Raw genomic sequence first — 25,677 nt, forward strand, 5'->3', positions numbered from 1 at the left:
CCCCGTACCGCCTCGTGCGGCGTGCGCACCGCGTCGCACCACCACCGGCGCTGGACGACGACCAGCGCCGCGTGGTCGCGCACCGGGGCGGCCCGCTGCTGGTGCTGGCGGGACCGGGCACGGGCAAGACCACCACCATCGTCGAGTCCGTCGTCGAGCGCATCGACGGCCGCGGCGTCGACCCCTCGCGCGTGCTCGTCCTCACCTTCAGCCGCCGGGCGGCCCAGGAGCTGCGCGAACGCATCACCGCGCGGCTGCGCCGCACCACGCGCGAACCCCTGGCGCTCACCTTCCACAGCTACGCCTACGCGCTGATCCGGCGCGAGTTCCAGCGCCTGGGCGACCGCGCGCCGCGCCTGCTGTCGGGCCCCGAGCAGCTCATGGAGATGCGCGAACTCCTCGCCGGCGAGGCCGACGACGGCGCCCCGGGGTGGCCCGAGCGGCTCCGTCCGGCGCTGCGCACCCGCGGCTTCGCCGAGGAGCTGCGCGACTTCCTCATGCGCGCCCAGGAGCGCGGGATCGACGCCGCCCTCCTCGACCGCATGGGCCGCGAGCACCGCCGCGACGACTGGGTCGCGGCCGGCGACTTCCTCGACCGCTACACCGGCCGCTTCGACGTGGCGCCCCTGCCCACGTTCAACTACGCGGAGCTGGTGCGGGTGGCCGCCAACCTGCTGCACGACCCCGAGGTGCAGGCGCGCGAGCGCGCCGCCCGCGAGGCCGTGTTCGTGGACGAGTACCAGGACACCGACCCCGCCCAGGAGGAGCTGCTGCGGGCGCTGGCGGGCGACGGCCGCGACCTCGTCGTCGTGGGCGACCCGGACCAGTCCATCTACGGGTTCCGCGGCGCCGACGTGCGCGGCATCCTGGACTTCCCGGACCGCTTCCCGCGCGCCGACCGCACCCCGGCGCCCGTCGTCGCGCTGCGCACCTGCCGGCGCAGCGGGCCCGCGCTGCTCGGCGCGTCGCGCGGGGTGGCGCGGCGGCTGCCCGCGGCGCCCGCCCCGGGCGGCGGGCCCGTCAACGCCCACCGGGTGCTGGCCTCGGTCGACGGCGCCCCCGAGGGCGAGGTGCGCGTGCTGCTCGCCGAGAGCCCCACCCAGGAGGCCGCGGTGGTCGCCGACACGCTGCGCCGCGCCCACCTGGTCGACGGGGTCCCGTGGTCGCGCATGGCGGTGCTGGTGCGCTCCGCCACCCGGCAGGTGCCGGTGCTGCGGCGGGCGCTGTCGGCGGCCGGGGTGCCGGTGGCGGTCGGCGGCGACGAACTCCCGCTGGCCGCCGAACCGCTGGTGCGCCCGATGCTGCTGCTGCTGCGCTGCGCGCTGCGCCCGGCCGTCCTGGACGACTCCGCGGCGCACGAGCTGCTGACCAGCCCGTTCGGGGACGCCGACGCCGTGCGGCTGCGCCGACTCGGCCGGGCGCTGCGCCGCCTCGATCTCGACGCGCGGGCGGCCCGGCGGCGGGCCGCCCGCGCCGCGGCGGCCGACGGCGCCGCAGCGGAGGGCGAGGAGGGCGCGGACGCCCCCGGTACCGCCGCCCCGGGGCCGGCCGCGCCGGACACCGCCGCCGAGGCCGCCGCGCCGGACGCGGGCGAGGGCGGCGACCCGTTCGGCGGCGGCGCCCGCACCGCGGGCGAACTCCTCGCCGCCGCGCTGCGCGACCCGCGCGAACTCACCCTGGTCGACCCCGACGTCGCCGCCCCGGCCCGCCGGGTCGCCGGGTACCTGCGGCTCGTCGCCGACCGCGCCGCCGCCGGCGCCTCCGCCGAGGACGTGCTGTGGGAGCTGTGGCGGGCGAGCGGGCTGTCCGACCGGCTGCTCGCCGCCAGCCAGGCCGGGGGGCGGCGCGGCGCCGCCGCCGACCGCGACCTCGACTCCGTGGTGGCCCTGTTCGAGAGCGCCGCCCGCTACTGCGACCGCCTGCCCCCGGGGGTACCCGCCGGGTTCCTGGAGGACCTGGAGGCGCAGGAGATCCCCGGCGACAGCCTGGCCGAGCGGGCCCCCGAGGGCGAGGCCGTGCGCATCCTCACCGCCCACCGGTCCAAGGGGCTGGAGTGGGACCTCACCGTGGTCGCCGGGGTGCAGGAGGGCGACTGGCCCGACCTGCGGCTGCGCGGCTCGCTGCTGGGGGTCGAGCACCTGGTCGACGCGGTCGACGGGTTCGCCGACACCAGCGGGGCGGCGGTGGCGTCCCGGCTGCTGGACGAGGAGCGGCGGCTGTTCTACGTCGCGGTCACCCGCGCCCGGCACACCCTGGTGGTGACCGCCGTGGGCGGTGAGGACACCGAGGAGCGCCCGTCGCGGTTCCTCGCCGAACTGGGCGTCGGCGAACCCGAGCGCGTCAGCACCGGCCGCCGCTGGCTGTCGCTGCCCGCGCTCGTCGCCGACCTGCGCTCGGTGGTCACCGACCCGGCCCGCCCCGACCCGCTGCGCCGCGCGGCGGCCGCGCACCTGGCCCGGCTCGCCGACGCCGGGGTGCGCGGCGCCGACCCCGCCGAGTGGTACGCGCTCACCCGCTTCTCCGACGACCGCCCGCTGGTCGACCCGGGCGGCACCATCCGGGTGTCGCCGTCGCAGGTGGAGCGGTTCACCACCTGCGAACTGCGGTGGCTGCTGGAGAGCGCCGCCGGGGCCTCCGCCATGGAGATGTCCTCCGCGCTGGGGAGTATCGTGCACGCGGTGGCCGTGCTCGTCGCCGACGGCGCGAGCATGGAGGACGTCCGGCGGCGCATGGACGGCATCTGGTCCGAGCTGGACTTCGGCGGCCCGTGGTTCGCCGGCAAGGAGCGCGAGCGCGCCGATGAGATGGTGCGCCGGCTCGTCGATTGGCACGACGCCAACGAGCGCGAACTGGTCGTCACGGAGGAGGGGTTCAAGGTCGACATCGGCGGCATCGAGATCACCGGGCGGGTCGACCGGCTGGAGCGCGACGCCGACGGCCGCGCCGTCGTGGTCGACATCAAGACCGGCGGGTCGCGGCCCAAGGACGCCGAACTCGCCCGCCACCCGCAGCTGGGCGTGTACCAGCTCGCCGTGCTGCGGTCGGCGTTCGCGCACCTGGGCCTGGGCGAGCCCGGCGGCGCCGAACTGGTGCAGGTCGGCAAGGCCGCCACCGCCAAGGCCGCCCGCACCCAGGCGCAGCGCCCGCTCGGCGCCGACCCCGACCCCGGGTGGTCGGACCGGCTGGTCCGCGACGTCGCCGAGAGCATGTCGGGCACCCGGTTCCAGGCGCGGCGCAACACGTTCTGCGACTCCTGCGCCGTCCGGTCGAGCTGCCCCGCGCACGACGAAGGGAAGCGCGTGTGACCGCCGGCGAAGAGGTGGCGCCGGCCCCGACCGCGCCGCGCCGCCTGCTCACCCCCGCCGAGCTGTCCCGGCTGCTCGGCCAGCCCGAGCCCACCGCCGAGCAGGCCGCGGTGATCTCCGCGCCCCTCGGCCCCGGGGTGGTGGTCGCGGGCGCCGGGTCGGGCAAGAGCGAGACCATGGCCGGGCGCGTGGTGTGGCTGGTCGCCAACGGGTTCGTCCGCCCCGAGCACGTCCTGGGGCTGACGTTCACCCGCAAGGCCGCCGCCGAGCTGGCCGACCGGGTCCGCCGCCGCCTCGACCAGCTCCGCGCCACCGAGCAGGTGCCCGCCGAGGTGCTCGACGGCGACCCCACCGTGTCGACGTACAACTCCTACGCGGCGCGGCTGGTCGGCGACCACGCGCTGCGCGAGGCGGTCGAGCCCACCACCCGGCTGCTCAGCCCCGGCCAGTCCTACCAGCTCGCCACCCGGATCGTGGCCGGCTACGACGGCCCGATGGACGCCGTCACGGTCGGCCCGCGCACCGTCACCGACCGGGTGCTGGAGCTCGCCGGGGAGCTGGCGGACCACCTGCGCACCCCCGACGACGTGCGGGGGGTGGGCCGGTGGATCGCCGAGCGCGTCGCCGCGCTGCCCGGCCGGGCCGTCAAGGAGACGCGCGACCTCGTCGCCACCCAGCGGCGCCGCGAGCAGCTCCTGCCGCTGGTCGAGCGCTACACCGCCGCCAAGGCGGCGCGCGAGGTCATGGACTACGGCGACCAGGTGGCCCTGGCCGCGCGCATCGCCCAGCGCCACCCCGAGGTCGGCATCATCGAGCAGAGCCGCTACCGGGTGGTGCTGCTCGACGAGTACCAGGACACCAGCCACGCCCAGCTCGTGCTGCTGCGGGCGCTGTTCGGCGGCGGCCACCCGGTGACCGCCGTCGGCGACCCGTGCCAGTCCATCTACGGGTGGCGCGGCGCCAGCTCCGGCAACCTCACGAGCTTCCCCACCGACTTCCCCGAGGCCCCGGGCCGCCCGGCGCCGGTGCGCCGGCTGGCCACGAGCTTCCGCAACGGCGAGCGCGTGCTCGACGTCGCCAAGCGGCTGGCCGAGCCGCTGCGCGCCGAGGAGGTGCCCTCCGGCGGGTCCCCGGTCCCGCCGCCGGTCGACCTCGCCCCGGCGCCGGCGGCCCGGCTCGCCGACTACGTCCCCGTTCTGTACCCGGGCCCGGCCCGGCGCGGGCGCGGCACGGTGGCGTGCGCGCTGTTCCGCACCGAGACCGAGGAGGCGGCGTGGATCGCCGCCACCATCGAGGCCGCGCTGGCCCAGCCGGGCCACCTGGCGCCGGACGGCCTGCCGTGGCCGCCCGGCGAGGGCGGGGACGCCATCACCCCCGGCGACGTCGCCGTGCTGTGCCGCAAGCGCTCCCAGTTCACCCCGCTGCGCGAGGCGCTGGAGGCGCGCGGCATCCCCGTCGAGGTCGTCGGCCTGGGCGGGCTGATGACGGTGCCCGAGGTCCGCGACATCGTCGCCACACTGCGGGTGCTGCACGACGCGACGGCGGGCAACGAACTCGCCCGGCTGCTCACCGGGCCGCGGTGGCGCATGGGGCCGCGCGACCTGGTCGCCCTCGGTGAACGGGCGGCCGAACTCGCCCGCGAGACCCGCCGCGACCTCACCGGCGCGGCCCCCGACGACGGGGACGGCGACGGCGAGGACCTGCTGCGGCGCACCGTGCTCGACCTCACCGCCGAGAGCGGGAGCCTGGTCGACGCGCTGGACGACCTGGGCCCGGCCGAGCGGTACTCCGCCGAGGGGTACGCGCGGTTGGCGGCGCTCGCCGACGAACTGCGCGGGCTGCGCCGCCTGGTCGGGCAGCCGCTGCCCGACCTGGTGAGCGAGGTCGAGCGCGCCCTGGGCCTGGGCATCGAGGTGGGTGCCCGGCCGGGCCGCGACCCGGTGGCGGCGCGCGCCGACCTCGACGCGTTCGTCGACGCGGCGGTGCGGTTCGTGGGCAGCAGCGAGGACCCCACCCTGGGCACGTTCCTCACCTACCTGCGGTCGGCCGAGGACGCCGAGAAGGGCCTGGAGCCGGGTGAGCGGGTGGGGTCCAGCGACTCCGTGAAGCTCATGACCGTGCACGGCGCCAAGGGGCTGCAGTGGCCGCTGGTCGTGGTGCCCGGTCTGTCGGGCGGGACCGCGTCGCCGGTGTTCCCCACCCGGGCGCGCGACGCCGGCGGGTGGGTCGGCAAGGAGCAGCGGCTGCCGTTCCCGCTGCGCGGGGACGCCGCCGGGCTGCCCCGGCTGCACGGGGTGGACAAGCGCGCGGTGCGCGAGTTCGTGGCCGCCGACCGGGCCCGGCACGGCCTGGAGGAGCGGCGGCTGGCCTACGTCGCCGTCACCCGGGCGTCGTTCGCGCTGCTGTGCACGGGGCACTGGTGGGGGCGTTCGGCGGCGGGGCGGCGCGGGCCGTCGGTGTTCCTGGAGGAGGTCCGCGAGGCGTGCGCGTCCGGGGCGGGCCGGGTCGCCCACTGGGCCGACCCGCCCGGCGAGGACGAGGCCAACCCGCAGACCGCCGACACCGCCCCGGTCGCCTGGCCGCGCCCGCCCGAGGAGGAGGACGACGACGCGGCCGCCCGCCGCCACCGCGAGATCGCCGCGGGCGCCGAACTCGTCCAGCTGGCCCGCCGCCGCCCCGGCGCCCCGGCGCCCAGCACCGAGGGCGGCGCCGGGACAGCGGACATGCCCGCTGGGGACGCGGGGGGCGGCCCCGGGGCCGCGGCCACGGTCACCGGTGCCGTCGGCGGCCCGCGCGCACACGGCGCCGACGGGGCGGCCACCGCGCCCCCGGACGGCGCCGGGGACCCGTCCGCTGCGACCGCCGACGGCACCGAGGGGTCGCCGGCCCCCGCCGCCGACCCGGACGGCGGCGACGTCCGCACCACCGGCCGCGCCTGGCTGGACCTGATCGACCGCGCCACCGTCCCGCCGTCGATGCGGCGCCGGCTCGACGGCTGGGCGCGCGACACCGAACTGCTCCTCGCCCACCGCGACTCCCGGCCGGGCGCGGGCGACGGCACGATCCCCGTCGAGCTGCCCGCGCACCTCACGGTGTCGTCCCTGGTGTCCCTGGCGCGCGACCCGTCGGCGCTGGCCCGGCAGATCCGCCGCCCCCTCCCCCGCCCGCCGGCCCCGCACACCCGCCGGGGCACCGCCTTCCACGCCTGGCTGGAGCAGCGCTTCGGCCAGCAGAGCCTGCTGGTGCCCGACGAGCTGCCGGGCGCGGCCGACGACGGCGCGGGCGGTGACGACGACCTGGACGAGCTGCAGCGCCGGTTCGAGGCGAGCGAGTGGGGCGGGCGGACCCCGCTCGACGTCGAGGTCCCGTTCGAGACGATCATCGGCGACCGGCTGGTGCGCGGCCGGATGGACGCCGTGTTCCACGACGCGGCGGACGACCGCTACGACGTGGTCGACTGGAAGACGGGCCGCCCGCCGGAGAACGAGCGCGAGCGCCGCGCGGTGGCCGTGCAGCTCGCGGCGTACCGGATCGCGTGGGCGCGGCTCGCCGGGGTGCCGCTGGAACAGGTGCGCGCCGCGTTCCACTACGTCCGCGCCGACCGCACCGTCCGCCCGACCGACCTGCTCGACGCCGACGGCCTCGCCGCCCTGCTCACCGCCGTCCCCGAGGCCGACTGACCCGCCCGTCGGGGGGGACGACCGGCGCCGCCACGGGGTCACAGGAGGGCGGCGGCGATGGCGAGGGCGGTGGCGGCGCAGGCGGCGACCACCGCGCGGGCGGGCCGCGGGCCCAGGACGGTGCCGCGCCACGGCCCCTCGAACCGGCGGGCGGCCGCCCAGAACGCCGCCAGGACCAGGGCGAACGCCCCCGCCCAGCACGCGCGGGCGAGCAGCCACCCCGGGCCGTCCGGGGTGTCGGTCAGGCCGGGGAGGACGCCGCCCACCGCCGCGCCCGCCGCGCTGACCAGCACCACGGCGGTCAGGTGCCAGCAGAACACGGTCAGCGCGCCCACGTTGACCAGCACGGTGGCCGCCCACGGCACGGGGTGGCGCAGCAGCCGCTCCACCGGGCCGCGCAGCAGGACGGCCGCCCCGATCTGGACGAACCCCAGCGCCGGGAGCATGAGCGTCGGCGGCGCGGAGTTGGACCGCTCCGCCCCCGGCACCCCGACCACGCTCACCGGGTACCCCAGCTGCGGGAGCACCGCCAGGCCGACCGCCCCCGCCGCGAGCAGCACCCCCGCGCCGCGCCGGCCCAGCCGCCCGCTCTCCCACGCCACCCCCGCCTGGTAGGCGGCCTGCCAGACCGGCAGCACCGCGGCGTACCCCCACGCGTCCGGGACGTGGCCGCCCCACGGGCCGAACCGGGCGGCGTCGCAGGCGGCCGCGACCGCCAACGGGGCGGCCACCGCCGCCGCGCCGAACCGCGCGTCGGCCGCGACCGCCCACCGGGTGAGCGTGGTGACCGCCAGGTACACCGCGATGAACCAGAGCGGCTGGAGGGCCAGCAGCAGCCCCGTGCGGACGGTGGCCGCGGGCGTACCGGCGGCGGCCAGGCCGGCCGCCAGCACCCCCCACGCGGCCAGGGCGAGGACCACGGGCCGGCCCAGCCGGAGCAGGCGGCCCCGCAGCCACTCCGCGTCGGCCGCACCGGACCCGCCGGACGTCCCGGCGGCGCGTTCCCGCGCCCGCCGCAGCCCGCGCGCCGCGACGTAGCCGCCGACCAGGAAGAACAGGGCGAGCGTCTGCAGCGCCCAGCTCGCCGGCGCCAGCCCCGGCAGGTGCTTCAGCGGGCTGGAGACGCGCAGGCCGCCGTCACCCCACAGCACGAGCGCCGTCACCAGCCAGTGGCCGAGGACCACCCCGGCGATCGCCAGCGCCCGCAGCCCGTCCAGGGCGCGTTCCCGCGATGCCGGGGTGGCCCGGTCCACCCGTGCGGCGGCCGCCCGCACCCGTCCCGTCGTCATGCCGGCCCCTCCGCGTCCGGGGCCCCGTCTCCGGGGCGCGTGGTGGGTGGTGCGGCGCCGGCGGCGATCGCGGCGATCCCCGCCAGCGCGGCGCCGCCGCGCCGGTAGTACTGCTCGTGGCCGGAGGCGTCCCCGGCGGAGAACGTGCGGGCGCCGAACGCGGGGTCCATGGGGTCGCCGCCGAGGCCGAGGACCCCGGCGGAGAACGAGGGGACGAACCGGATCCAGTCGTCGTCGGCGCGGGTGGCCCAGACGCGGGCGCGGACCTCGCCGGCGCCGTCCACCCCCATGCCGGGGCTGGCCAGGGCGACGACGTCGTCGGCCACCCCGGCCTCGCGCGCGGCCAGGCCGCACACGGTGCTGCCGTAGCTGTGGCAGACCAGGGTGACGTGGGCGCCGCCGGGGAGGTGGTCGCGGCCGAAGCGCGCGAGTTCGGCGGCGCCCACGGCGGCGCGGGTGGTGGTGACGGCCTCCGCGTCGACGCGCTGCGGCGGGAGGTAGCCGAGCCACACGACGACGGCGGCGGCGCGGTCGGGGCGGCGGTCGCGCATCGCGGCGTGCAGGGCGCGCCCGTTGTCCAGGGGCACGGTGCCCGGGTTGGCGGCCGAGGCGTGGAAGTTCTCCCGGTTCTGCCCGCTGCCGGGGACGACCACGGCGATGTCGTCGGCGGCGGCCAGGTCGCCGATGACCTCGACCACGCGCCCGGACCCGGCGGGGTCGTCGGCCAGCACGGTGCGGCCGCCGTCGCCGGCCCGCGCCGCGTAGGCCAGGGGGGCGGCGACGGTGCCGGGGGGCGCGGCCGGGGCCGCCGGGCCGGCCGGTCCGGCGGCGACCGCGGCCGCCGCCAGGAGCGGCAGTGCCATCCGTCGTCTCATGGCTCACGACGCTAGGAACCGCCGACCCGCCCGGTCGTCCCCGTCGCGGGTGAACCCGCGCCCGCCCCCTCCGGGGGATCGGGGGGCGGTGGCCGGCGGGCGTCCCGCCGCACACGGGGGCGGGGCCTCCGGCCGGGGGGCGCCGGTGCGGCGGGGGTGGGCCGCCGGCGGCGGCAGGGGTCAGACGACGCCGTTCTCGTAGGCGAACACGACCGCCTGGGTGCGGTCGCGCAGGCCGAGCTTGGTGAGCATGCGGCCGACGTGGGTCTTCACGGTCTGCTCGGAGAGGAAGAGCTCGCCGGCGATCTCGGCGTTGGACAGGCCCCGCGCGACCTGGCGGAGGACGTCGGTCTCGCGCGGGGTGAGGTCGGCGAACGCCTCGGGGCGGGCGTGCACGCGTTCGCGGCGGCGGCGGGCGATGTCGGCGATGAGGCGGCGGGTCACCGACGGGGCCAGCAGCGCCTCGCCGCCGGCCACCACGCGCACGGCGGCGCGGAGGTCGTCCATCGGGGCGTCCTTGAGCAGGAACCCGCTGGCGCCCGCGCCGAGGGCCTCGTAGACGTACTCGTCCAGGTCGAACGTGGTGAGGACGAGGACCCGGGGGCCGGGGGGCGGGCCGTCGCCCGCGCCGTCCGGGTCGGGGCCGCCCGGTGCCGCCGCTGCGCCGGGGCCGCCACCGGGGCCGCGGCCGGCGGTGATCTCGCGGGTGGCGGCGAGGCCGTCGAGAACGGGCATGCGGACGTCCATCACGACGACGTCGGGCCGCAGCCGCCGGGTGAGGTCGACGGCCTCGCGGCCGTCGGCGGCCTGGCCGACCACCTGGAGGTCGGGGGCCGCGTCGAGGAGGGTGGCGATGCCGTCGCGGACCATGGCCTGGTCGTCGGCGACCAACACGGTTATCGGCACGGCACCACTCTAGCCACGTTCACCGGGCGGCGGGAGGTCCTCGCCCCCGGCGGGACCGGCGTCCGCACCGGGCCCCCCGGACGGCGGGGGTTCCAGGGCGGCGGGGCCGCCGCGCCCCGCGGCCAGCGGGAGGTCGGCCGTGACGGCGAACCCGCCGTCGGGAAGCGGGCCCGCGCTGAGCCGCCCGCCGAGCATGGCGACGCGCTCGCGCATCCCCACCAGCCCGTGGCCGCCGGCGTCCGGGGCGGGCCGGCGGTCGCCGGGCGGCGGGCCGTTGGCGACGCGCACCCGCAGCCTGTCGGCGGTGCGCTCGACGGCGACCGCCACCGGCGCCCCGGGCGCGTGCCGGCCGGCGTTGCTGAGCGACTCCTGGACGATGCGGTAGGCCGACAGGTCGACGGCGCTGGGCAGCCCCGCCGCGTCGACGCCGGCCGCGACGTCGACGCGCATCCCCGCCTGGCGGGCCCCGGCCACCAGGTCGCCGATCAGGGCGAGGCCGGGTTGGGGGGCGCGCTCGGCGTCCTCGTCGTCGGCGCGGAGCAGCCCGACCACGCGGCGCATCTCGGCGAGGGCGTCGCGGGCGGCGTCGCGGATGGTGGAGAAGGTGGCGGCGGCGTCCGGCCCGATCCCGGGGTGCTTGTAGGGGGCGGCCTCGGCCTGGATGGCGATCATCGACATGTGGTGCGATACCACGTCGTGGAGTTCGCGGGCGATGCGGGAGCGCTCCTCCAGCACGGCCTGGCGGGCGCGGTCCTGGCGGCGCAGCGCGCTCTCCCGGGCCAGCCGCGATTGGGCGGTGCGCCGGCTGCGCACGTTGTAGCCGAGCAGCAGCACCCCGGCCGCTACGGCGGCGATCCAGGCCACCTGGCCGAGCGGGGTCCCGGCGACCGGCGCGGCGGCCGCGATGTCGGCGGTCACGGTCACCGCCCCGACCCCGACGGTCGTCCACCCGGGCGCGGTCGTGGCGACGGCGTACAGCACCACGGGCAGGGCGAGCAGCAGGACGACCGGCCACGGCCACAGGTCCTCGGGCGGGGCCCCGAGCCCGCCGACCGCGAGCAGGACGGCGAGCAGCCCAGCGGCGAGGAACCGCCAGGTGAGCAGCGGGGCGACGGGGAGCAGCGCCAAGGGCAGCCCGGTGGCGAACCCGAGGAGCACGGCGGCCGCGACCGGCACCCCGTGGTAGCCCACGAGCTGCACCGCCACCAGGGAGGTGGCCCCGCCGCTGAGGGCGACCAGCACCGCCCAGGCGGTGATCTCGCGCGGACCGGGCGGGGGCGGGTCGGCGTCGTCGTCGGCGGCCGGGTCGTCGGCGCGCGGCAGGACGAGCCAGAGCAGCAGGTAGGCGGCGAGGCCGAGGGGCAGCGCCAGCGGGAACACCACGCGCAGCGTGATCAGCGCGCCGTGGGAGCCGCGCGACAGGGCCGCGCACACCCCGGCGGCGACCCGGCCGTCGATGGGCCGGCGCGGGCCCCGGAGCAGCCGGAACGGGCCTCCGGGGCGGCGCACCGGGGCGCGCCACACGGCGTCGGCCACCCCGTCGAGGACGGGGAGGGGTTCGCGGCGCCGTTCCGGTTCGGGGGCGCGGTAGGCGAGGGCGCCCTCACGCCGGATGCGGACGTTGTCGCCGATGAGGAGGGCGGCGCCGGACAGCAGGACGGGCCACACCGCCGCGGCGGGGGCGGCCGTGTACAGCGGGGTGGTGGTGGCGATGAGCTGCGCGAGAGCCGTCGCCGCCGCGACCCCCAGCACGACGCGCCGCTCGTACTGCGCGGCGAGGACGTAGAGGACGAGCAGGTAGGCGGCGGCCGCCGCCAGCGGGAACGGCACCCGGCCGTCGTCGGTCCCGCCGGGGAGCAGGGGGACCGCGAGGGCGCCGACGGTCATCACCCGCCACGTCAGCAGGGGCGAGCGGGGCAGGACGGCGAGGGGGGCGCCCACGAGCACGGCCGCGACCACCGCCCACGCGCCGCCCACGCGGGCGTCCGCGAGCTGGACCAGGCTGAGCAGGCCGACCCCGGCGGCGGCCACGGCGAGCAGCGGGGCGCGGTTGGCCGCCTCGCGGCCGTGCGCCTCCGGCCGCCCGGCGGCGCGGACCAGCCAGAACACGGGGTACAGCAGGGCCGGCAGCACGGTGGCGGCGAACCGGCGGCGGACGCGGCGGGCGGGGAGGCCGCGGCGGGCCGCGTGCGCCGCGCACACGCCGCCGACGACGGGCCGGTAGGCGGGGTCGGAGTCGGCGGCGGTGGGCGCCGGCAGGCGGCGGTGCAGCCGGCCCGGGGGCCGGACGAGCACGTCGGCGGCGGTGCGCGCGACGAGCCGCGGCGGCTCCCCGCCCGCGGGACCGGCGTCGCCGGGTCCGGTGTCGGTGTGCGCGCCGGCCATCCCCCACACTCCGGTAGCGTCGCCGCCGTGCGCGGCGGCGGGTCGATGATAGGGCGCCGCCCCGCTGCGGGGCGGCACGCGGCCCCCCACGCTACGCCGTGTCGCCCGGGGCCGCCTGCCCCTTCCGGGTGATACCCGGGCTGGTCCTCGCGTAGGGGGTGGCGGCCTCCCGCAGCGCCGCGCCGGCGCGGCTGCCGGGGGCGGCCTCGGGCGCGCGCCCGCGCGCGGGACGCCCTCGCCCCCGCGCCACCCGCCCGCCGACAGGCCCCGGGCGCGCGCCCGCGCGGAACGCCCGCCGCCGCCCACGGTGGCGACGCAGGGACCGGGCCCGGCCGCGCGCGGCGTGCCCGTCGCCGCGCGCCACGCACCGTCCGCGCGCGGACGCCTCCCGGGCCGGTGGCGCGGCGGCACGCGGGGCGGCCCCGGGTCGGCGCAGGCCTGCGGCCGGGGGTGGTGCGGGTGGCGTGCCGGGACGGTACCCGGAGGTCCTAGGCTCGATGGGGTCGTATCGGCACAGGAGAGGGGACCGTCGGGCAGATGGACGCGCGCACCTACATCGAACGGCACCGCGGGGAGTTCGTCGCGGCGCTCAAGGACTGGCTGTCCATCCCCTCGGTGTCGGCCGACCCGCTGCGGGCGGGCGACGTCCGCCGGTCGGCGGAGTGGCTGGTCGCCCACCTCACCGAGGCGGGGTTCCCCACGGCGGAGGTGTGGGAGACGGCGGGCGCGCCCGCCGTGTTCGCCGAGTGGCCGGCCGAGGACCCCGCCGCCCCGTCCGTCCTGGTCTACGGCCACCACGACGTGCAGCCCGCCGACCTCGCCGACGGCTGGCACACCGACCCGTTCGTCCCGGTCGAGCAGGGCGACCGGCTGGTGGGCCGGGGCGCGTCCGACGACAAGGGGCAGGTGCTGTTCCACGCGCTCGGCCTGCGCGCGCTGCTGGCGGCGTCGGGCGCCGCCGCGCCGCCGGTCACCGTGAAGCTGCTGGTGGAGGGCGAGGAGGAGTCGGGGTCGCCGCACTTCCCCGACCTGCTCCGCCGCAACCGCGACCGGCTCGCCTGCGACGCCGTGGTGGTGTCCGACACCACCATGTGGGCGGCCGACACCCCGTCGATGTGCGTCGGCATGCGCGGCATGACCGACTGCCAGGTCGACGTGTACGGTCCGGCGACCGACCTGCACAGCGGGTCGTTCGGCGGCGCGGTGCCCAACCCGGCCCGGGGGCTGGCCGACCTGCTGTCGGGGCTGCACGGGGCCGACGGCCGGGTGGCGGTCCCCGGGTTCTACGACGGCGTGGCCGAGGTGACCCCCCAGGAGCGGGAGATGATCGCCCGTCTGCCGTTCGACGAGGCCGCGTGGCTGCGGACGGCGGGCAGCACCGCCGCCTCGGGCGAGGCCGGCTACAGCACGCTCGAACGCGTCTGGGTGCGGCCCACCGCCGAGATCAACGGGATGTGGAGCGGCCACACGGGCGCCGGGTCCAAGACCATCGTGCCCCGGTCGGCGCACGCCAAGGTGAGCTTCCGGCTGGTGCCCGGCCAGGACCCGCTCCACGTGCAGGAGCGGTTCCGGGCCTACGTCGCCGACCGCCTGCCCGCCGGGCTGCGGGTCGAGGTGGAGTTCGCCGGGCCGGGCGTGCGGGCGTGCGCCTCCGACATCTCCTCGATCGTGGGCGGTCCGCCGTCGGCCGCCGACCCCGGCGGCCCGTTCGGCGGCGGCGCGGCGGTGCGCGCGGCCCGCGCCGCCATGCAGCGGGCGTTCGGCACCGAGGTGCTCTTCACCCGCGAGGGCGGCAGCGGGCCCGAGGCCGACCTCGCCGACATCCTGGCCGCCCCGCTGGTGTTCCTCGCCGTGGGGCTGAACGACGACCGCATCCACGCCCCCAACGAGAAGGTGGAGATCCCCTTGCTGCTCAAGGGCGCGGAGAGCGCCGCCCACCTGTGGACCGAGCTGGCCGCACACGCCGCGGGGGCGCGGTCGTGAGCGCCCGCCGCGCCGACGCCCCGCCGCAGCCGACCGGCCCGGAGGCGCTGCGCCCGGCGCTGTCGCGCGGGCACGTCGACCCGGCGGGGCACCGCCGAACCGACGACGCCTGGCTGGAGCGGGCGTGGGCCGACCCCGGCACCCGCGTGCTGGTGCTGGAGAGCGGCGACCCCGGCTCCTACGGGTGGCAGGCGCTGCTGGCCCGCCAGTCGCGGGCGCTGGTCACCGCGGGCCCGGACGGCCACCGGCTGGTGTTCGTGCCGCCCGCCGCCGCGCCCGAGGGCGAGCGCTACCTGCTGGGCGCCGACGACGAGGGGCACGCCTACTTCGCGGTGCGCGCCGCCGGCGGCGCCCCGTTCCCCGAGGTGGCGGGCGCCGAACCGGCGTCGCTGCGCGAGGTGGGGGCGCTGCTGGACGACCGCGACTCCGGGCTGCTCACCCACGCGGTGGCGGTGGCCAACTGGAACGCCGGCACCCGGTTCTGCCGGTCGTGCGGCGCCCCGCTGCGCATGGCGGCGGCCGGGCACGTGCGGATGTGCGACGCAGAGGGCATCGAGCACTTCCCGCGCACGGACCCGGCGGTGATCATGCTGGTGCACCGGGAGGTCGACGGCGCGGAGCAGTGCCTGCTCGGGCACAACCCGCGCTGGCCGGAGAACCGCTACTCGGTGCTGGCCGGGTTCGTCGAGCCCGGGGAGTCGCTGGAGCAGGCGGTGGCGCGCGAGGTCGCCGAGGAGGTGGGGGTGGCGGTGGCCGACCCCCGCTACCTGGGGTCGCAGCCGTGGCCGTTCCCGCGCAGCCTGATGCTGGGGTTCACGGCGCGCGCGGTGGGCACCGCCGAGCGCACCGACGCCCAGGAGATCTCGGACGTGCGGTGGTTCACCCGGCCGGAGCTGCTGGCGGCGGCGGAGTCGGGGGCGGTCCTGCTGCCGGGTCCGGTGTCGATCGCGCGCAAGCTGATCGAGCACTGGTACGGCGGCCCGCTGCCCGGCGGCTGGTAGCGGCCTCCGACAAGGCCGGGGGCGGCGCCCCCCTCACCCCGCCGGCTGCACAGGGGCGGACCGGGGGTGCCGAGCGCGCGTGCTCCGGGACGCGCGCCCAACGCGAGGCGCCCGGCCGTTCGCATCGGGGCGGCGGGCGCCCTAGCGGTGGGCGGCCCGGCCGTGCGCCCCGATGGCCGACGGCAGGCCGACCACGCCGAGGACGGCGATGGCGGCGCCGAGCAGCCACGCGGTCCACGCCGCCGCCGGGTCGTCGGCGAAGCCGAACGCCCACGGGGTGCAGAACATGAGCACGCCCGCCACGAGCACGACCGCCTCGGTGGCGACGAGGCCGGGCCGGGTCAGCGACAGGACCGCGGCGAACAGGGTGAGCATGCCGAGCAGGAACAGCGCGGCCATGGGCGTGCCGAGCATGCCGTGCCACAGCCAGCTCACACACGCGGCGAACCCGGCGGCCACCGCGGCCCAGTCGTCCCAGCGTCCCCTCATGGCGCACCTCCCGGCGGGTCCGGCGGTCGCGGGCCCATGCGTAGGGGCTACCCGGGGTGACGCGGGTCACACGCGGGTCGCCCGTGGGGCGTTCCAGGTCGCGCGCGGCGGGGCGGCCGGCGCGCGGGAACGCGGCGGGGCCGCCGCGGACGTGCCGCGGCGGCCCCGTGGCCGGAGGTCCGGCTAGTAGGTGGGCAGGCTGGGGTCGACCTGGTTGATCCAGGCCAGCACGCCGCCGCCGACGTGCACCGCGTCGGAGAACCCGGCCCCCTTGAGCGCCGCCAGCGCCTCGGCGGAGCGGGCGCCCGACTTGCAGTGCAGCACGATGCGCTTGTCCTGCGGCAGCTTGGCGAACGCCTCGCCGTTCAGGAACTCGCCCTTGGGGATGAGGACCGAGCCCGGGATGCTGACGATCTCGTACTCGTTCTTCTCGCGCACGTCCACCAGTTGGAAGTCGTCGCCCCGGTCGATCATCGCCTTGAGCTCGCCCGCGGTGATGGTGGAGCCCGCCGCCGCCTCCTGCGCCTCCTCCGAGACCGTGCCGCAGAAGGCCTCGTAGTCGATCAGCTCGGTGATGGTGGGGTTCTTGCCGCACAGCGGGCACTCGGGGTCCTTGCGGACCTTGACCGAGCGGTAGCTCATCTCCAGGGCGTCGTAGATCATCAGCCGGCCGACCAGCGGCTCGCCGAACCCGGCGAGGAGCTTGATGGCCTCGTTGACCTGGATCGACCCGATGGAGGCGCAGAGCACGCCGAGCACGCCGCCCTCGGCGCACGACGGCACCATGCCGGGCGGCGGGGGCTCGGGGTACAGGCAGCGGTAGCAGGGGCCGTGCTCGGCCCAGAACACCGACGCCTGGCCGTCGAACCGGTAGATGGAGCCCCACACGTAGGGCTTGCCCATGAGCACGGCCGCGTCGTTGACCAGGTAGCGGGTGGCGAAGTTGTCCGTGCCGTCCACGATGAGGTCGTAGGGCTCGAAGATGCGGAACGCGTTGTCGGAGTCGAGCCGCTCCTCGTGCAGCACGACCTCGACGTTCGGGTTGGTCTCGCGGATGGAGTCGCGCGCCGAGACGGCCTTGGGCCGGCCGACGTCGCTCTGCCCGTGGATGATCTGCCGCTGCAGGTTGGACTCGTCGACGACGTCGAAGTCGATGATGCCCAGCGTGCCCACACCCGCGGCGGCGAGGTACAGGAGCGCGGGCGAGCCGAGCCCGCCGGCCCCCACGACCAGCACCTTGGCGTTCTTCAGGCGCTTCTGGCCGTCCATGCCCACGTCGGGGATGATCAGGTGACGAGAGTAGCGGCGCACCTCGTCGACGGTCAGCTCGTCGGCTGGTTCGACCAGCGGCGGCAGCGACACAGCAGCTCCTCAAAGTTCCGGTGGCGTCACGTCCGGGGCGCCGCGCGACGCCGGGGGCGTACGGGCACGTGACGGGCTTGCACTCATACCCAACCTACGGGGTGGGGTTTGGCATTCCCACCCCGGGGAGGCCGTGGTCGGCGATCCCCGTCACCCGGTCCGCCGGCCCGGCGGGGGCGGACGCCTCGCGCAGGAAGGGGCGCAGCAGCCGGGCGGTGCGCCGCGGGTGCTCCATCATCGGCAGGTGCCCGGTGCGGGGCATGAGCACGATCCGCCGGTCGGGGAAGGTGCGCGCGGCGCGGCGGGCCACCCGCGGGTTCACGAACCGGTCCTCGAAGGCGTAGACGAGCAGGGTGGGGCAGCGCACGCCGGCGGCCTGCCGCCACAGCGAGCGGGGGCCGCGCCGCACGTACTCGGTGACCAGCGACCGCAGCGACCCCAGGACCGCCTCCTGGGCGTGGCCCTGCTCCTCGCGGGCGCGTTCGGCCTCCAGGGCCTCGCGGACGCGCTGGGCGGGGGCGGCGTCGGGGTCGTGGAAGGTGGCGCCGAAGGTGGCGCGGACCCGCGCCTCGGCGGGGCGGCTCTGCAATCGGGTGTATACGGCGGGTCCGAGCACGGGGACCAGCGCGCCCGCCATCTGGTACGGGACGCGGCGCGGCCACAGGTCGGGCAGCGCAGGGGAGATCAGGGTCAGGCTGCGCACCAGATCGGGCGCTTCGGCGGCGACCCGCACGGCGACCGCGCCGCCCATGGAGTTGCCGACGAGGTGCGCCGGGTGGTCGCCGGCCGCGAGGAGGCCGGTGACGGCGGCGGCGTGCGCGTCGATCGAGTAGTCCCCGTCGGCGGGCGGCGGCGACAGGCCGAACCCGGGCAGGTCGACCGCCTCCCCGGCGAACTCGGGGCACAGCTCGCCCATGAGGTCGGTCCAATTGGTGGACGACCCGGCCAGGCCGTGCACGTAGACGGTGCGCGGGCGGTCGGCGCCGCACCCGCCGGGGGCGGCGTCGGTGCGGACGTGGACGGTGCGCCCGCCGAGGCGGCGGAGGCCCCCCGGCCACGGGGCGATGGGGTCCGGCATGGCGCCCCTCCTGATCCGGTCGACTCCCGTTCCGCACTCTAACCACCGTCCGCCGGGCGGTGGCGGCGCGCGGCTCCGGCGGCGGGTCCGTGTCACCGCCCGCGCCCCGGGTAGCGGGTCCGGACGCCCGGCCACACCGAGGAATCGAGGGAGGATCCGTGACGACCGATCCGCAGCAGGACGGCCCGCGCGCCAGCGACGCGGACGACCGCTCCATGGAGGCGGCCGAGGCCGACCTCACCGAGCAGGAGGCACCGGCGGCCGGTGACGGCGAGCGCGACTGGCTGGACGCCGTCGGCGACGGCCCGCCCGACGACGCGGCCGAGGCCGACGCCGTGGAGCAGATGCGCGAGGTCGGGCCGGACGACGAGGACGACTACCGCTGACCGGCCCGCGGGGGCCGTCCGCGCGGCGGCCCCCGGCCCGCCCGCCGGGCCGCCGGGGACGCTGGCGGCACCGAACCTACGTGCGAGTAGGATGGGCGCGAACGCGTCCGCCCCCGCCACGCTCCCCGCGGCCGGTCGGCGGCGCACCAGGTGTCGAGTGTGGTGCCGCGGCGCCACGAGTTCGGAGGGTGAGGGTGTGACCGCCTCTTCAGACGCCCGCCCGCGAGGGACCCGACTGCCGAGGCTCGCCCGCCGGCGCCAACTGCTGGCGGCCGCCCAGGAGGTCTTCGTCGCGCAGGGCTACCACGCCGCGGCGATGGACGAGATCGCCGACCGCGCCGGGGTGAGCAAGCCGGTGCTCTACCAGCACTTCCCCGGCAAGCTGGAGCTGTACCTGGCCCTGCTGGAGCAGCACTCCGAGTCGCTGGTCGAGAAGCAGCGCGAGGCGCTGGAGAGCACCGACGACAACCGGCAGCGGGTCACGGCGAGCTTCCAGGCGTACTTCGACTTCGTGGCCGGCGAGGGCGAGGCGTTCCGCCTGGTCTTCGAGTCCGACCTGCGCAACCTCCCGGCGGTGCGCGAGAAGACCGAGCACACGCTGCAGCGCTGCGCGGAGCTGATCGGCGACGTCATCCGCCAGGACACCAGCATCTCCGACGACGAGGCCCACCTGCTGAGCATCGGCCTCGTCGGCATGGCCGAGACCAGCGCGCGCTACTGGCTGAGCACCTACGGCGCCATCCCCAAGGAGGCCGCCGAACTGCTCGTCGCCCGGCTGGCCTGGCGCGGCATCAGCGGCTGGGACCTCACCCGCGACTGACCCCCGGCCGCCCCGTCCGGGGCGGCCCGGCATCCGCACCACGGGCGGGTCACGCGCCCGTCAAGAGTCACTTTACGTAGTCGACGATCACTCTCCGATGATTCGGTTGTCCTTTTATCGGGTAATCGCCGTGAAGAGACCAATCCGTCACGGTTCCGGACGGGTGCGGGCCGACCCGGTGCGCGTCCCGGCGGGCCATCGGGGGTGAAACGACATGGACATCGGGCAGAGCCTGACTACGGCGTGGTCCGCCATCGCGTCATTCGTTCCGCGGCTCGCCGCGTTCCTGGTCATCCTGGTCCTGGGCTGGCTCATCGCTAAGCTCGTCGGCCGGCTGGTCGGCAAGGGACTGGCCCGCGTGGGACTCGACCGCGCCCTGGACCGCAGCGGGGTGGGTGAGTACTTCCGGCGGGCCCGCACCAGCGCCAGCGGGCTGTGCGGCCGCATCGTCTACTACGTCGGCCTGCTGATCACCCTGCAGCTCGCGTTCAGCGTGTTCGGGCCGACCAACCCGGTCACGCGGCTGCTCGACTCCGTCATCGCCTGGATCCCGCAGGCGGTCGTCGCCATCGTCATCGTCGTCGTCGCCGGCATGATCGCCAAGGCGGTGCGCGACCTGGTGTCCGGCGCGCTGGGCGGGTTGAGCTACGGCCGGCTGGTGGCCAACGTGGCGGGCGTGTTCATCCTCGCCCTGGGGGTCATCGCGGCGCTCAACCAGATCGGGGTGGCCACCACGGTCACCCAGCCGGTGCTCATCGCCGTGCTGGCGACCGTCGGCGGCATCCTGGTGGTCGGCGTCGGCGGCGGCCTGATCCGGCCCATGCAGCAGCGGTGGGCCGGGTGGCTGGACGTCGCCGAGCGCGAGACCGGGCGGATGCGCGGCGACGCCGGCTACGAGGCCGGCCGGTCCGACGCCATGGGCCGCCCGGACGACCGGGCGGGCACGGCCGAGCACCGGACACCGCGCCAGGCGCCGGCCACCCACGGCCCGGCGATGGGCGAGGGCCCGGTGGGCGAGCACCGCCGCGACACCGGAATGGACGGCTGAGCCGGACGCCGGGCGGGGCCCGGCACACGGTAGAACGGGGCGGCGCCCGAGGGCGCCGCCCCGTTCCGTTCCGCCGGAGCGGACGGGGTCAGAGGAGTTCCTCGTCGCGGAGTTCGTCGCGCGACAGGCGGCTGATGCGGCGCACCATGAGCGCCGCGGCCGCGAAGACGGGCAGTACGGCGAGCCAGAAGGCGGCCGCCGAGAGGCCGACGCCGATCAGCACCATGACCGCGAGGGCCACCACGATGATGGAGGCGAAGAGTGAGAAGTCGACGCGGTCCTGCTGGATCAGGACGCCGATAGGCGGACGCGCCGCACCATGCCGGCCGCTCCCCATGCGCTCTTCCTTTCTCGCGGCACTGTGACGGCCGCGCTTTTCGGTCCCGGGGGGAGTCCCCTGTCGGGTCGGTGGAATCCGCGCCACCGGTCGCATGGAACGTCCGCGCCGCGGCCGCGAGCCCGCGACCAGCACCGACGCACCACGCGTACGGATCAGACTACGCTCGGTGGGGGCGGCAGTGGGGACACTTCACGGATCGGCGGCCCGCGCCGATCCGGGGTACTCCCGCCAGTGGCGTGACCAACCTAGCGGACGAAACCGTATTCCTTCGCCAAGCGGCAGACCGCGAGGACCCGGAGGGTCTCCCAGTCGTAGCCGTCGGAGCCGGAATCCCAGCCGCGCTCACGGCAGCCGTCCATGAAGCCGTGCAGGTAGCGGGTGAGGCTGCGGTGGCTCACCCGGGCACCGCCGGCCGCGATGGAGTCGCGGACGGCCGCGGCGTGCTGGTCCAGTTCGGCGGTCAGCCACGGCTCGGGCGCCGCGCTCAGCGGGCCCAGCAGGCCGAACTCGCGGGAGAGCCGGGCCAGCGGCCCTTCCGTGAAGAAACCACGGCGCATGGATCGGTACCTCGGAACAGGGGACAGAACGCGACCGACTATATACGAATAAAACACGAAAACATGACCCGGAAGTGCAAAATGACGCACGTCACCCGGGGTACCGTGCCCGGGCGCCCCCTCCGGGGAGGCGGCTCAGCCGCTCAGCCCCATGGCCTCCAGGCGCGCGGTGTGCGCGTCGGTCAGCCGGGCGAACAGCCGGCTCACCGCACCGAGGTCGCTCGCCCCCGCTCCCTTGGCGCCCTCGGAGCCGCCGGCGGGCCGCCCGCCGGCACCGGCCAGCAGCGCCGCCAGCTCGACCCGCTGCGCCGCCACGACCTGCGCCTGGCTCAGCGCCTCGCCGACCAGGCGGCGCGCCCACAGCGACAGCCGCCCGGCGAGCTTGGGGTCGTCGGCGACGGCCTCGCGCACCCGCGCGGCGATGACCTCGGCCCGGCCGTTCTCGGACACCACGCCGCCGACCAGCTCGCGGGTGTCGTCGTCGGCGGATTCGGCCACCTGGCGGTAGAAGTCACCCGCGATGCCGTCACCGACATAGGCCTTGACCAGGCCCTCCAGCCAGCTCTGCGGCTCGGTGCGGGCGTGCCAGGCGTCCAGCGGACCGACGAACGGCTCCATGGCCGACTCGGGGTCGACCCCCAGGCGGGTCAGCCGCTCGTGCACCCGGCGGTAGTGCTCGTACTCGACGGCGGCCAGCGCCGCCAGCTCCCCCTTGGCCGACAGCGTGGGGGCGAGGTCGGCGTGCCCGGCGAGCCGGAAGAACGCGATCAGCTCGGCGTAGGCCAGCAGGCCCAGCAGGTCGACGACCCCTGCTGCGGGGCCGCCGGAGACGGCGGCGGCGCCGGGGTCGGTGGGGGAGCCTGTCGTCATGGAGCCCAGGTTAGCGCTCCCCGCCCGGCCGGGGCGCCGGGCGGATTATTCGGCGGCGGATCGGCGTTGTGCGGGTGGGAGCCGCCGGACCCGGGCGTCCGCCGAGAAACGCGGCATGTCCAGCGAGGGGCCGGCGGGTTAGACTCTCCCTTGTGACCGGCACCGGCCGGTCACCGCGCGGAATCCCCCCGGTCCCGCACAGGCGCCGCACGCGGCACCCGAACGGCCGCCCGCCCCGGGCGGGCCGCCGGAACCTGCACGGCCGCCGGGGAGCAGCGCGCGACGGTCTCCCCGCGGCCGGCCGCGGGATCTTTCGCGCGGCGCTTCCGCCGCGCACCATGACAACACATCGCGACACCCGGGCGGGCGGCTCCGCCGCGACGGACGGACCCGCACCGCGGTCCGGACGGCACGCCGGCCGCACCGCCCTTCGGCGCGACGACCTATAGCGGATGGCGCCAGTGCACCGATCACGTTCCCGTGACCACCGGCACCGAGCCGCCGACCACGGCCCCGGCCGCGCCCGGCTCCCCGGTGCCCGCCACCCCGGAGCCCCGAGCCGCGCGGGTACCGCCCCGGACCGGGGCGCGACCGCCGCCGGCGCCGTCCGGCCGCCGAGCCCGTCCGCACCACACGAGGCCACGAACGCCATTGCGGCCCGCCAGATGGAGGCATGAGCCCTGACCAGCACAGATACCACCACCGAAGCTCGCAAGACCTTCCGCGACCTCGGCGTCAGCACGGAGATCGCGGACGCCCTCGAAGCCGAGGGGATCATCGAGCCCTTCCCGATCCAGTCCCTCGCCCTGCCCCTCGCCCTGTCCGGGTCCGACATCATCGGGCAGGCGCGCACCGGCACCGGCAAGACCTTCGCCTTCGGGCTGCCGCTGCTCCAGCGGGCCCAGCAGGCGCCCGGCGAGTCCAAGCGCCCGCGCGCCCTGGTCGTCGTCCCCACCCGCGAACTCGCCATCCAGGTCGCCGCCGACCTCACCACCGCGGGCAAGCGCACCGGCGGCCGCATCCTCACCGTCTACGGCGGGCGCGCCTACGAGCCGCAGATCGAGGGCCTGAAGAACGGGGTCGACATCGTCGTCGGCACCCCCGGGCGCCTGCTCGACCTGGAGAAGCAGAAGTATCTGAGCCTGGCCGGCGTCTCGGCCGTCGTCCTCGACGAGGCCGACAAGATGCTCGACCTCGGCTTCCTGCCCGACATCGAGCGCATCCTCACCCGCATCCCCGAGGAGCGCCAGGTCATGCTCTTCTCGGCCACCATGCCGAGCGAGATCGTGTCGCTGTCGCGCAACTACCTGCGCCGCCCCACCCACGTGCGGGCCGGCGACGACGACGAGGCCGACCCCAGCCGCATCAGCCACATCGAGCAGCACGCGTGGCGGACCCACTCCATGGACAAGCCCGAGATGCTCGCCCGGCTGCTCCAGGCCGAGGGCCGGGGCCTGGCCATGGTGTTCTGCCAGACCAAGCGCGCCTGCGACAAGGTCGCCGCCGAGCTGAAGGACCGCGGCTTCGCCGCCGCGGCCGTCCACGGCGACCTCGGGCAGAGCCAGCGCGAGCGCGCCCTGCGGGCGTTCCGCAACGGCAAGATCGACGTGCTCGTCGCCACCGACGTCGCCGCCCGCGGGCTCGACGTCGACGACGTCACCCACGTCGTCAACTACGAGTGCCCCGAGGACGAGAAGACCTACACGCACCGCATCGGCCGCACCGGCCGCGCGGGGCGCTCGGGCACCGCGGTGACGTTCATCGACTGGCGCGAGGTCGCGCGCTGGAAGCTCATCAACACCGCGCTGGACCTGCCGTTCGCCGACCCCGAGGAGACCTACTCCACGTCCCCGCACTTCTTCGAGGCGCTGTCCATCCCGGCCGGCACCAAGGGAAGGCTCGCGGTCGAGCACCGCGAGCGCGCCGGGCTGGAGGCCGAAGAGGTCGAGGACATCGGCGACACCGGGCCCAACCGGGGCGACCGGAACGACCGCGGCGACCGCGAGGGCGGCCGCGGGCGCAGCGGGCGGGGACGCGGCGGCCGCAACCGCCGCTCGGCCGACCGCGGCGAGGCCCCCGCGCCGCAGGCCGCCGCCCCCCAGGCCGCGGCACCGCAGGCCGCCGCGGCACCGGCGGACACCGCCACCGCGTCCGCTCCGGCCGCCGCGCGGCGCCGTCGCCGCCGCCGCACCCGCGGTGGCGTCGACATCGACAAGAAGCAGCAGGGCTGACCCCCCGCAACGAGGAACGAACGCGCGCGCCGGACCGCGTCAGCGGGCCGGCCGCACCGCCGCGGCGGACGCCACCCCGGCGCCGCCGCGGGCATGATCGCGGGGGCGGACCAACGGGGAATATAGTGAATCGCCGTGAGTACACCTCGGTTCCTGGACCTTCCGCCCGGAGTGCGGCGGACGGACGTCGCGACGCCGCTCGGCACCGTCGCCGCCCTGACCGCCCTGCCGGCCGCCGGCGGGTGCGAGCTGCAGCCCGCGCTCCTGGTCCCGGGGTTCACCGGCAGTAAAGAGGACTTCATCGGGCTGCTGCAGACCCTGGCCCAGGCGGGCCGGTCCGTGGTGGCCATCGACCTTCCCGGGCAGTACGAGTCCCCCGGTCTGGCCGACCCCGCCGACTACACGCGCGCCGGGCTGGGCCGGGCCGTCGCCGCCGTCGCCGCGGCCCTGGACCACGGGCCCGTCCACCTGCTCGGCCACTCCTTCGGCGGGCTGGTCACCCGCGAGACCGTCATCGAGGCGCGGGTGCCGGTGCTGTCGTTCACCCTCATGAGCTCCGGCCCCTCGGCCATCGGCGGCGCCCGCGCGTCCGACGCCCGGCGGCTCGTCGCCGCTCTGGGCCGCACCCCCACCCGCGAGCACGTGCACGCGCTGTGGGCCGACCACCTCGACGCCCCGGCCCGCACCAGCGGGCTGCCCGACGAGATCTACGCGTTCCTGCGCGCCCGCATGCTCGCCAACCACCCCGACGCGCTGGTGCGCATGGCCGAGGAGCTGCTGTCGGCCCCCGACCGCACGCTCGACCTGGCCGCGACCGACGTCCCCAAGCTGGTGGTCTACGGCGAGAACGACGACGCCTGGCCCGCCGAGGTCCAGGCCACCATGGCCGAGCACCTCGGCGCGCAGCGCGTGGTGATCCCCGGCGCCGCCCACTCCCCCAACGTCGAGGCGCCCGAGACCACGGCGGGCGCCCTCACCGCGTTCTGGAACCGGGTCGAGACCCCGCCGCGCCCCGCCGCCGCGTCCTGACGGCCGCCGCCGCGGCCGCCCGGACGGGCGGCCGCGGCGGCGG

General features: G+C 77.2%; 19 protein-coding genes. 9 read left to right on the top strand and 10 right to left on the bottom strand.

Features of this window, described 5'->3' with window-relative positions:
- Positions 1–14: 14 nt before the first annotated feature.
- Positions 15–3,305, top strand: a complete 3,291-nt coding sequence (locus NT8_RS07430; RefSeq protein ID WP_067965681.1) for an ATP-dependent helicase — start codon at positions 15–17, stop codon at positions 3,303–3,305.
- Positions 3,302–6,985, top strand: a complete 3,684-nt coding sequence (locus NT8_RS07435; RefSeq protein ID WP_084468724.1) for an ATP-dependent DNA helicase — start codon at positions 3,302–3,304, stop codon at positions 6,983–6,985. The genes NT8_RS07430 and NT8_RS07435 overlap by 4 nt, the downstream gene beginning before the upstream one ends.
- Positions 6,986–7,023: 38 nt before the next feature.
- Here the strand turns inward: NT8_RS07435 and NT8_RS07440 are convergent, their stop codons facing one another.
- The 4 genes from NT8_RS07440 to NT8_RS07455 all read right to left on the bottom strand — a co-directional run bounded on the left by NT8_RS07440 (position 7,024) and on the right by NT8_RS07455 (position 12,440).
- A complete protein-coding gene (locus tag NT8_RS07440) occupies positions 7,024–8,274 on the bottom strand; it encodes an acyltransferase family protein (RefSeq protein ID WP_067965649.1) in 1,251 nt (416 codons plus the stop codon).
- Entirely contained in the window at positions 8,271–9,137 is an 867-nt protein-coding gene (locus NT8_RS07445; protein ID WP_067965651.1) for an alpha/beta hydrolase, read from the bottom strand. Before NT8_RS07445 ends, NT8_RS07440 begins: the two co-directional genes overlap by 4 nt.
- A gap of 192 nt (positions 9,138–9,329) precedes the next feature.
- A complete protein-coding gene (locus tag NT8_RS07450) occupies positions 9,330–10,019 on the bottom strand; it encodes a LuxR C-terminal-related transcriptional regulator (RefSeq protein WP_067965684.1) in 690 nt (229 codons plus the stop codon).
- A 45-nt stretch (positions 10,020–10,064) separates the two neighbouring features.
- Positions 10,065–12,440, bottom strand: coding sequence for a sensor histidine kinase (locus NT8_RS07455; protein ID WP_067965653.1), 2,376 nt, complete (start codon positions 12,438–12,440; stop codon positions 10,065–10,067).
- A 537-nt stretch (positions 12,441–12,977) separates the two neighbouring features.
- On the opposite strand from NT8_RS07455, the gene NT8_RS07460 reads away from it, so the two are divergent.
- Positions 12,978–14,423, top strand: a complete 1,446-nt coding sequence (locus NT8_RS07460; RefSeq protein ID WP_067965655.1) for a M20/M25/M40 family metallo-hydrolase — start codon at positions 12,978–12,980, stop codon at positions 14,421–14,423.
- The gene (nudC, locus tag NT8_RS07465) at positions 14,420–15,424 is read left to right on the top strand and encodes an NAD(+) diphosphatase (RefSeq protein WP_245646074.1); all 1,005 of its coding nucleotides are present in this window, start codon (positions 14,420–14,422) and stop codon (positions 15,422–15,424) included. The genes NT8_RS07460 and nudC overlap by 4 nt, the downstream gene beginning before the upstream one ends.
- 141 nt (positions 15,425–15,565) lie before the next feature.
- Here the strand turns inward: nudC and NT8_RS07470 are convergent, their stop codons facing one another.
- From NT8_RS07470 to NT8_RS07480, 3 genes are all read right to left on the bottom strand, one after another.
- Positions 15,566–15,913: an SPW repeat protein gene (locus NT8_RS07470; RefSeq protein WP_067965657.1), complete on the bottom strand. Its 348-nt coding sequence runs from the start codon at positions 15,911–15,913 to the stop codon at positions 15,566–15,568.
- A gap of 183 nt (positions 15,914–16,096) precedes the next feature.
- Complete coding sequence (gene moeZ / locus NT8_RS07475; protein ID WP_067965658.1) at positions 16,097–17,275, bottom strand: adenylyltransferase/sulfurtransferase MoeZ; 1,179 nt, start codon at positions 17,273–17,275, stop codon at positions 16,097–16,099.
- 94 nt (positions 17,276–17,369) lie between these two features.
- On the bottom strand, positions 17,370–18,353 hold the full coding sequence (locus NT8_RS07480) for an alpha/beta fold hydrolase (protein WP_067965659.1): 984 nt from the start codon (positions 18,351–18,353) through the stop codon (positions 17,370–17,372).
- Positions 18,354–18,511: 158 nt separating this feature from the next.
- On the opposite strand from NT8_RS07480, the gene NT8_RS07485 reads away from it, so the two are divergent.
- From NT8_RS07485 to NT8_RS07495, 3 genes are all read left to right on the top strand, one after another.
- A complete protein-coding gene (locus tag NT8_RS07485; protein WP_067965662.1) occupies positions 18,512–18,739 on the top strand; it encodes a hypothetical protein in 228 nt (75 codons plus the stop codon).
- 196 nt (positions 18,740–18,935) lie between these two features.
- Positions 18,936–19,559, top strand: a complete 624-nt coding sequence (locus NT8_RS07490; RefSeq protein ID WP_067965663.1) for a TetR/AcrR family transcriptional regulator — start codon at positions 18,936–18,938, stop codon at positions 19,557–19,559.
- A gap of 214 nt (positions 19,560–19,773) precedes the next feature.
- Positions 19,774–20,607 (top strand): mechanosensitive ion channel family protein, encoded by an 834-nt coding sequence (locus NT8_RS07495; protein ID WP_067965666.1) that lies wholly within the window; start codon positions 19,774–19,776, stop codon positions 20,605–20,607.
- 88 nt (positions 20,608–20,695) lie between these two features.
- Here NT8_RS07495 and NT8_RS07500 read toward each other — a convergent pair whose 3' ends face one another.
- The 3 genes from NT8_RS07500 to NT8_RS07510 all read right to left on the bottom strand — a co-directional run bounded on the left by NT8_RS07500 (position 20,696) and on the right by NT8_RS07510 (position 22,374).
- The gene (locus tag NT8_RS07500) at positions 20,696–20,944 is read right to left on the bottom strand and encodes a hypothetical protein (protein ID WP_067965668.1); all 249 of its coding nucleotides are present in this window, start codon (positions 20,942–20,944) and stop codon (positions 20,696–20,698) included.
- A 248-nt stretch (positions 20,945–21,192) separates the two neighbouring features.
- Positions 21,193–21,504, bottom strand: coding sequence for a DUF6401 family natural product biosynthesis protein (locus NT8_RS07505; RefSeq protein ID WP_067965670.1), 312 nt, complete (start codon positions 21,502–21,504; stop codon positions 21,193–21,195).
- Positions 21,505–21,639: 135 nt separating this feature from the next.
- The gene (locus tag NT8_RS07510; protein WP_067965672.1) at positions 21,640–22,374 is read right to left on the bottom strand and encodes a ferritin-like fold-containing protein; all 735 of its coding nucleotides are present in this window, start codon (positions 22,372–22,374) and stop codon (positions 21,640–21,642) included.
- Positions 22,375–23,147: 773 nt separating this feature from the next.
- Between NT8_RS07510 and NT8_RS07515 the strand changes: the two genes are divergently transcribed.
- Positions 23,148–24,605 carry a DEAD/DEAH box helicase gene (locus tag NT8_RS07515; protein ID WP_245646075.1) on the top strand — a complete coding sequence of 486 codons (1,458 nt, stop codon included), beginning with the start codon at positions 23,148–23,150 and terminating at the stop codon, positions 24,603–24,605.
- Positions 24,606–24,740: 135 nt separating this feature from the next.
- Positions 24,741–25,634, top strand: a complete 894-nt coding sequence (locus NT8_RS07520) for an alpha/beta fold hydrolase (protein WP_067965676.1) — start codon at positions 24,741–24,743, stop codon at positions 25,632–25,634.
- Positions 25,635–25,677: the final 43 nt, after the last annotated feature.

The sequence above is a fragment of the Nocardiopsis trehalosi NBRC 14201 genome, from assembly GCF_001552555.1.
GTDB lineage: Bacteria > Actinomycetota > Actinomycetes > Streptosporangiales > Streptosporangiaceae > Nocardiopsis_B > Nocardiopsis_B trehalosi.